This is a genomic window from uncultured Nostoc sp. (assembly GCF_937863485.1).
Taxonomy (GTDB): domain Bacteria; phylum Cyanobacteriota; class Cyanobacteriia; order Cyanobacteriales; family Nostocaceae; genus Nostoc.
Genome location: NZ_CALMFY010000101.1, coordinates 1 through 8,634, shown reverse-complemented (window position 1 = coordinate 8,634; position 8,634 = coordinate 1). Strand labels below are relative to the sequence as shown.

The following is an 8,634-nucleotide window of genomic DNA, read 5'->3' as shown; positions in this document are numbered from 1 at the left end:
CTCTCCCTCATGCATCCATAAAAAACTTTGCACTCTGTAGCAAATTTCAGATGCATGATAATTATTATTGATTTTTTAGTCTCAAGCTTTTATAAAACTTCACCTAAATTCAGTAGATCACAAACTTTCATAAACTGACGTAATCATGAGGGTTTCAGCGCTCGCAAAGAAGGAGACAAACAGCTTTAGTTTAAGAGCATGTTTGAAAAGTTTTTAGGAGTAAAAAATTAGGCTAATCGCCTCACCATAATACGGATCATGGCAAGATAGATAAAAGTCTCCGATGTTTTAGGCAAGAACTCATAGTCTCGAACCAATCGGCGACATCCCATCAACCAACCGAAAGTTCGCTCTACAACCCAACGTTTTTTGAGCAAGACAAAACCCTTAACCTCTTGCGATCGCTTCCAGCGGGCGGTTACGCCATCGCAACACGACCTGCACAATTCAACAGCAAAAATTCATAACCCATCGCATAAAAGGTTCTCCATCAAATCCGCCATCTACCCAGATAGTTGTTAAACGAGATATCTTCGGGTTTGACGGGAGCAACGCGATTTTGTGAGGTGCTGCAACCTGGGACGTATATAGCTTGTTTCGGGATGCGATCGCAACTAAAAAACCAAGTTTTGTTGAGAATATAGAGGTATAATTGAGAACTAAACCCCGATCTCACTTTTTCGCGTTGCTCCCGGTTTGACTGTCTGAGCCGTTTTAGCACTTGTTTTCCTCCTTCTCGCTCACCAACATTGGCTGCTGAAACTAAAACCCTCAACACTAATCCCAAAGTATCAACGGTCATAAATCGCTTACGTCCTTTGATCTTTTTACCTGCATCAAAACCCACTGACTGACTCACCATTGCTGCGCTTTTAACGCTTTGACTGTCAATTATTGCCTCGGATGGGCTGGGATGACGTTGGTGTTCAATGCGAACCCAAACTCTTAGACTGTCGTGGATTTTTAGCTAAGTCCCATCTTTGCGCCAATTACGAAAGTATGTATAGACTGTTTGCCAAGGTGGAAAGTCTCCTGGTAGCGTAGGCGTAGCCCGCCGTAGGCATCGCCATCTGACTCCTTCTACCAAAATGTAAAAAATCGCGTTGAGAACTTCCCACATATCGACTTCACGCCTTCTACCACCCGGTTTTGCTTCTGGAATTAGGTCACTCATCAATTTATATTGTTCCAAACTCAGGTTGCTAGTGTAAGCTTTACTCATACCACTCTCTCGGTGCTGTTTGTTATCTATTCACAGCGTATACTGAGAGAGCTTTTTTACAACATTCCCAACTTTTCAAACAACCTCTAAGGGTTCTAAACGTGAAAGAGCGCAATTTATAAGCGCGACAGCTTAACAAGATAAGCTGAGAAAAAGTTTCCACAAATTCCACCACAATTGTTTACCATTCACTTATGAGCCAGTATATTCTCAGTAGTCTCACAGCTGATGAAGAACTTAATTTTTCTGAAGAAGCAGAGGTTTTTGTTTTTCCCACTTCTTTCGCCCAGCAGCGATTGTGGTTTCTCAACCAGTTAGCACCGGGTAATCCATTTTACAACGTGTCAACAGTACTTCGCCTTACAGGTTCCCTCAACTTCACCGCCTTAAAGCAGACATTCAACGAAATTGGAGGTCGCCACGAAACCTTACGCACTACGTTTGTTATGGTAGAGCAGCAACCAGTGCAGGCGATCGCACCTAGCGTAACAATACCTTTTCGCCTAATAGATCTACGCAATTTCGAGAGCCAAGAACGTGAGACACAAGTGCAGCAGATTGTAACCCAAGAGGCTCAACATCCTTTCAATCTCACCACCGGACCATTGCTGCAAGTAAAGCTGCTACAACTGGATAAAGCAGAATATTTGCTGCTGCTTAATCTACATCACATTGTTGCCGATGGCTGGTCAATTGGAGTGCTAATTAGAGAATTGGGAATATTATACACAGCCTTTGCAGAGGATCAGCAATGTCTAACTACAAGCGACTCCCCAAGTTCTGAGCGGAGTCAGCCTCCACTCAGACTTCTCTCCATGTCTACCTCTGTGCCAGAATTGCCCATTCAATATGCAGATTTCGCCCAATGGCAACGGGAGTGGCTGCAAGAAGTGGGAGCAAACGGTTGTTCGCCTCTACAAACCCAGTTAGCTTATTGGCAGAAGCAATTAGAAGGGATTTCGGTATTGAATCTCCCCACCAAGCAACTGAGACCAGCAATTCCTAGCTACAGGGGTGCAAAACAACTTCTAGAGCTACCACACTCCTTAACTCAAGCGCTAGAGGCACTAAGTTACCAAGAAGGCGTTACCTTGTTCATGACAATGCTGGCAGCGTTTCAGACTTTGCTTTATCGCTACACGCAGCAAGAGGATATTGTAGTAGGTTCACCTATTGCTAATCGCAATCGTAGCGAACTAGAAGGATTAATTGGTTTTTTTGTCAATAGCTTGGTGCTACGTACAGATTTCTCAGGTAAGCCGACGTTTCGAGAATTGTTGAATCGAGTCAGAGAGGTAACTTTAGGAGCATACAGCCATCAGGACTTGCCTTTTGAAAAGCTGGTGGAGGAACTGCATCCAGAGCGAGATTTGAGCCGCAATCCCTTATTTCAGGTTGTATTTAGCCTCCAAAACACTCCAATCGTTGCGCTAGAGTTACCTGGGTTAACGCTTTCGCTATTTGAATACGACAGCAAAACTGCAAAGCTTGATTTAGAGTTGCACCTGTGGCAGGACTTGGATAGTTTGAAAGGACAAATAGTTTATAGCACCGATTTATTTGATGACACAACCATTACCCGGATGCTAAAACATTTCCAAACGCTGCTAGAAAGCATTGTCGCCAATCCAGAACAGCGGATTTGGGATTTGTCTTTGCTTACTGAGGAAGAACGACAAGAGTTATTAATTGATTGGAATCACACTAAAAAAACCTACCCAGAGAACAAGTGTTTTCATCAGTTATTTGAAGCGCAGATGGAGGAAACTCCCAATGCGATCGCAGTAGTCTTTGACAAGCAACAGTTAACCTATCGTGAACTAAATATCCGAGCTAACCAACTTGCACATTACCTACAAAAATTAGGGGTAGTTACTGACGTTATAGTAGGCATTTGCGTAGAGCGTTCGCTAGAGATGATCGTCACATTATTAGGCATCCTCAAAGCGGGTGGAGCATACTTACCTTTAGATCCGAGCCTACCTCAAGAGCGTCTTAAATTTATGCTAAAAGATGCACAAGTTTCAGTATTGCTGACACAAGAAAAGTTGCTCAAGCATTTTGAGGACTTCTCAAATCCAATTATTTGCATAGATAAAGATTGGGCAACTATTACACAACACAGCCAAGAAAACCCGACCAGTTGCATAACATTGGACAACTTAGCTTATGTCATCTACACCTCTGGCTCAACAGGAAAGCCTAAAGGCGTTTTGCTTCAGCATCGAGGATTATCCAACTTAGCAAAAGCTCAAATTGAGGTTTTCAATTTACAACCGAGTAACCACATTCTGCAATTCGCCTCATTAAGTTTCGATGCCTCAATTTTTGAGATTGTCATGGCATTACAAACAGGAGCAACTCTTTATTTAGCAGACACAGAATCCCTTCTACCCGGACAACCTTTGCTCCAATTATTGCGAGAAAAAGCTATTACTCACGTCACCCTTCCGCCAGCAGTATTAGCAATCCTACCTACAGAATCACTTCCGGCATTACAAACTATTATTTGTGCAGGCGAATCTTGCACTGATGATATCGTAAAACGTTGGTGGAACTCTCAGCATCGATTTTTTAATGCTTACGGCCCTACTGAAGCAACGATTTGGTCAACTATTGCAGAGATTAGTACTATGAGTGAAAAGCCGCCCATTGGTCGCCCTATTGCTAACACTCAAATTTATATATTAGATAAACATTTACAACCTTTACCAATTGGAATTGCTGGCGAATTATACATAAGTGGTGAGGGATTAGCACAAGGCTATCTTAATCGCCCCGAGTTAACTACTGAAAAGTTTATTATCAATCCTTTTAGTGATAAAAAGAAAGCGCGACTTTATCAGACGGGTGATTTAGCTCGGTATCAACCAGACGGAAATATTGAATTTTTAGGACGCATCGATAATCAAGTAAAAATTCGTGGATTCCGTATTGAGTTGTCAGAAGTTGAAACAGTGCTGAGTCATCATCAAAGCGTGCAAAAAGCAATAGTAATTGTTAAAGATAATCTATTTAGTAATAAATACTTAGTGGCTTATATTGTTCCTAATATAGAGACACCAAATTTTCCGTCTCTACTACGTGGATTTTTAAAAGAAAAATTACCAGAATACATGATTCCAAAAGCTTTTGTAGTGCTGGATTCTCTACCACTAACAGCTAGTGGGAAAGTGGATCGTTTGGCGCTAACAGAACTCGACAGTTACGCTAGCCGTTTAATAGATAAAACATTTATTGCTCCTCGTACTCCAACCGAATCAACTTTGGCAAAAATTTGGGCTGAAGTGCTTAATGTTGAGCGTGTGGGTATTTATGATAATTTCTTCGACTTGGGAGGAGATTCGCTTTTAACTGTACGCCTAATGAAGCAGATACACAAGCAATTTGAGCGCGAATTGCCATTATCAAGCTTATTTTTAAATCCCACAATTGAAAGTTTAGCAACTTCTCTATCCTCAGCAACAGACTCTCTGCCTTGGTCTCCCTTAGTACCGATTCAACCTGCTGGTTCAAATCTACCTTTCTTCTGCGTCCATCCAATTTTTGGTGTTGTCTTTCCTTATTACGAATTAGCTCATCATTTGGGAAAAAATCAACCATTTTATGGGCTACAGCCTATTGGACTTGACGGAAAAAGTTCTCCACTAACTAACATTGAGGATATGGCTGCTCATTACATTGAAGCATTGCGCTCAGTGCAGCCCAAAGGCCCTTATTTTATAGGAGGTTGGTCTTTTGGAGGTTGGGTTGCTTTTGAAATGGCTCAACAACTCCAAAAGTCTGGAGAAGAAGTGGCTTTACTTGCTGTGCTTGACACTTTAGCACCAATTCCGGGCAATATACCTTCTTTGGGTAATGGTTTAAAGTTTATGCTGACAACAGTGGCGCGATATATATGGCCCTTTTTCCTCGATTATTTATATCTAATTATTGCGATCGCCAGGAATCGAATTAACAGTTTAACTTCTAGGTTGACTAATTTTAATAAAATTGTGCAAAACTCATTTTGGAAGTCGCTAAGGCGATACTCCCAAAGGGAGTCGCTAACGCGAACGCTCCAAACAAATCTCTTCTCTCACCTCATCCTCAAAGAGGATGCCACAGTCAACGTTATACCCGAAGAATCCAAGTTAAGGCTTTTAAGCGAGTTAGCAATTCGTCCCATGCTTCGTGTTTTCTATGCCAATAGCCAAGCAGTTCTCAACTACGTTCCACAAGCCTACCCTAAAAAAATTAATCTTTTTAGAACAAAGGTTCAATCAAGCATTGCCAAGGAAGATCCGAGTATGGGTTGGCATCAGCTAACTGTGGGAGGAACGGAAATTTATCATATTCCTGGCAATCACCTAACTATGCTGAGAAAACCCCATATCCAAATTCTCGCCGCACAGCTAAAAGCCTGTATTGAGAAAGCACAAAATTTAAAATAAGGATCAATATGTCTTCTGAAGAAGTCTTCGTCTTTCCAGCATCTTTTGCTCAACAGCGACTATGGTTCCTCGACCAGTTGATCCCTGACAATGCTATCTACAATGTGCCAACAGTAATTCGCTTGACAGGTTCGCTTAAGTTAGCCGCACTAGAACAGACTTTTAACGAAATCGTGCGTCGCCACGAAACCTTACGCACCACATTTATAGTGTCGGATGGGCAACCTCTACAGGCGATTGCACCCAGCTTAACAATACCTCTTTTTGTATTAGACCTCCAGGAATTGCCAGCTGATAAACAAGAGGTTAAAGCAAAGTCCATTATTACCGCAGAGATAGAACATCCTTTCGATTTATCCTCCGGGCCATTGCTGCGAGTAATACTCCTCATGCTTTCCGAGACAGAACATATTCTATTACTGAATATGCACCACATTATCTGCGATGATTGGTCTATGGGGGTACTGATTCGGGAACTGGGAACGCTTTACGCAGCTTTTGTACAAAACCAGCCTTCTCCTCTATTAGAACTGCCTCTTCAGTACGCTGATTTTGCTCACTGGCAGCGCGAGTGGCTGCAAGGAGAAGTACTCCAAACCCAATTAGCTTACTGGCGGGAGCAATTAAACGGTATTTCCATACTGCATCTGCCTACTGACAAACCAAGACCAGCTATACAAAGCTATCGAGGAGCAACACAATTTCTAGAGTTACCAAAAAAGCTAATTGATGCACTAGAAAAGCTGTCACAGCAAGAAGGTGTCACCTTATTTATGACACTGTTGACAACATTTCAAACATTACTTTACCGCTACACACACCAAGAAGATATCGCGGTAGGTTCACCAATTGCTAACCGTAACCATAGTGAAATTGAAGGAATAATTGGTTTTTTTGTCAATAGTTTAGTGCTGCATAGTAACTTTTCTGGAAATCCCACCTTTCGAGAACTACTAGGCAGAGTACGGGAGGTAACATTAGGAGCATATAGTCACCAAGATTTGCCGTTTGAAAAGTTAGTTGAAGAACTACATCCAGAGCGAAACTTGAGCCACCATCCTTTATTTCAAGTGGTATTTGGTTTCCAGAATGCGCCAATGTCAGCGCTAGAACTGCCTGGATTAGTACCCAACTTTATGAATATTGATTTGAAAAAAACACGTTTTGATTTGGAACTGCATCTGTGGAAGTGTTCTGAGGATTTTAGGAGCTTATGGGGCGGAAACTGGGAGTATTCTGAAGGTCTGCGTGGGGTGATGGTTTACAACACAGATTTGTTTGATCGAGCCACCATTAACCAGATGCTAGAACATTTTAAAACTCTATTGTCAGCTATTGTTGCAAATCCAGAACAACCAATTACAAATTTACCGTTATTAAGTGAAGTGGAGTTACGTCAGGTATTGGTGGAATGGAATAACACCCAAGCCGATTATCCTCAAGATAAATGTATCTATCAATTGTTTGAAGAAAAGGTACAGCAGTATCCTGATTCTATAGCAGTAAACTTTGCTAACGAGCAACTTACTTATCAAGAGTTGAATACTTGTAGTAATAAACTAGCGTACCACTTACAAAAATTAGGAGTAGGTTCAGAAGTTTTAGTTGGCATTTGTATTTCACAGTCTATAGAAATGATAATTGGGTTGTTGGGAATTCTTAAAGCAGGGGGAGCGTATGTTCCATTAGACCCCAGCTATCCTGAAGAACGCCTAAATTTTATGCTGGAAGATGTACAAGTTTCAGTATTGCTGACACAAGAAAACTTACTTAAGCATTTTGAAGGTTTCTCAAATCCAATTATTTCTATAGATAAAGACTGGAAAATTATTACCCAAGAAAAGGAAGACAATCTTAAAAGCGATTTAAATAGTGATAATTTAGCCTATATTATTTACACCTCTGGTTCTACAGGGAAACCCAAGGGAGTGGCTGTACCTCACAAAGCTGTAAATCGGTTAGTGTGCAATACTAACTATATAAAATTGTCATCATCTGATAAAATCGCCCAAGCCTCAAACACTTCTTTTGATGCTGCGACATTCGAGATTTGGGGAGCGCTACTTAACGGCGCTCAACTTGTAGGAATTAGTAAAGATGTAACCATTTCGCCTCATGAATTGGCATTACAACTACGAGAAAAAGATATCAACATTCTATTTTTGACCACCGCCTTATTTAAACAGATTGTTAGAGATGTTCCGCAAGCTTTTGCGACCTTAAAATATCTACTGTTTGGTGGCGAAACCGTTGATACGAGATGGATTAAAAAAATTCTCCAATCTGGTGCACCAAAGCACTTAATTCATGTTTATGGACCTACAGAAAATACAACATTTTCTTCTTATTACTGCGTAGAAGAATTACCATCAGCCACATCTTTACCTATTGGTATCCCCATTACAAACACGCAGATTTATATATTAGATGCCTATTTACAACTAGTGCCTATTGGCGTTACTGGCGAATTATATATGGGTGGGGAGGGGCTGGCACTAGAATATCTTAATCGGACTGAATTAAGTGCTGAACATTTTATTACTCATCCTTTTAGTAATAAACCAAAAACACGTCTTTATAAAACGAGTGATTTAGCTCGTTATTTACCAGATGGCAATATTGAATTTTTAGGTCGGATTGACACTCAAGTAAAAATTCGTGGCTTCCGCATTGAGTTGTCAGAGATTGAAGCAGTGCTGAGTCAACATCTAGCAGTGAAAGAAACTATAGTTATTGCTGCTGAGGACGTACCTGATGATAAGTATTTGGTGGCTTATATTGTTCCCAAACAGGAACAGATACCTATGGAAGACATGCAAAGCTTTGCGTCCCTATTTCGTCAATTCCTCAAAGAAAAGCTACCAGAATACATGGTGCCACGAGCATATATGGTATTGGAATCTCTACCTCTAACAGCTAATGGCAAAGGGGAGCATCTCAGTTTTTGAAGTACCTCAAACCGACAATAATCCATTAAGG

2 protein-coding genes and 2 pseudogenes are annotated in these 8,634 nt (G+C 41.1%); 2 read left to right on the top strand and 2 right to left on the bottom strand.

Annotation, left to right across the window (positions count from 1 at the left end):
* Positions 1–227: 227 nt before the first annotated feature.
* A pseudogene (locus Q0541_RS13235) lies at positions 228–398 on the bottom strand (transposase); the annotation flags it as partial.
* 308 nt (positions 399–706) lie between these two features.
* A pseudogene (locus Q0541_RS13230) lies at positions 707–1,222 on the bottom strand (IS5 family transposase); the annotation flags it as partial.
* 194 nt (positions 1,223–1,416) lie between these two features.
* On the opposite strand from Q0541_RS13230, the gene Q0541_RS13225 reads away from it, so the two are divergent.
* Positions 1,417–5,655 (top strand): amino acid adenylation domain-containing protein, encoded by a 4,239-nt coding sequence (locus Q0541_RS13225; RefSeq protein WP_298910929.1) that lies wholly within the window; start codon positions 1,417–1,419, stop codon positions 5,653–5,655.
* Between the two features lie 8 nt (positions 5,656–5,663).
* On the top strand, positions 5,664–8,603 hold the full coding sequence (locus Q0541_RS13220; protein WP_298910928.1) for an amino acid adenylation domain-containing protein: 2,940 nt from the start codon (positions 5,664–5,666) through the stop codon (positions 8,601–8,603).
* Positions 8,604–8,634: the final 31 nt, after the last annotated feature.

Bases quoted from the DNA above. Each gene is read 5' to 3' on its own strand.
- Q0541_RS13220 (WP_298910928.1), top strand. From the start codon at position 5,664: ATGTCTTCTGAAGAAGTCTTCGTCTTTCCAGCATCTTTTGCTCAACAG.
- Q0541_RS13225 (WP_298910929.1), top strand. From the start codon at position 1,417: ATGAGCCAGTATATTCTCAGTAGTCTCACAGCTGATGAAGAACTTAAT.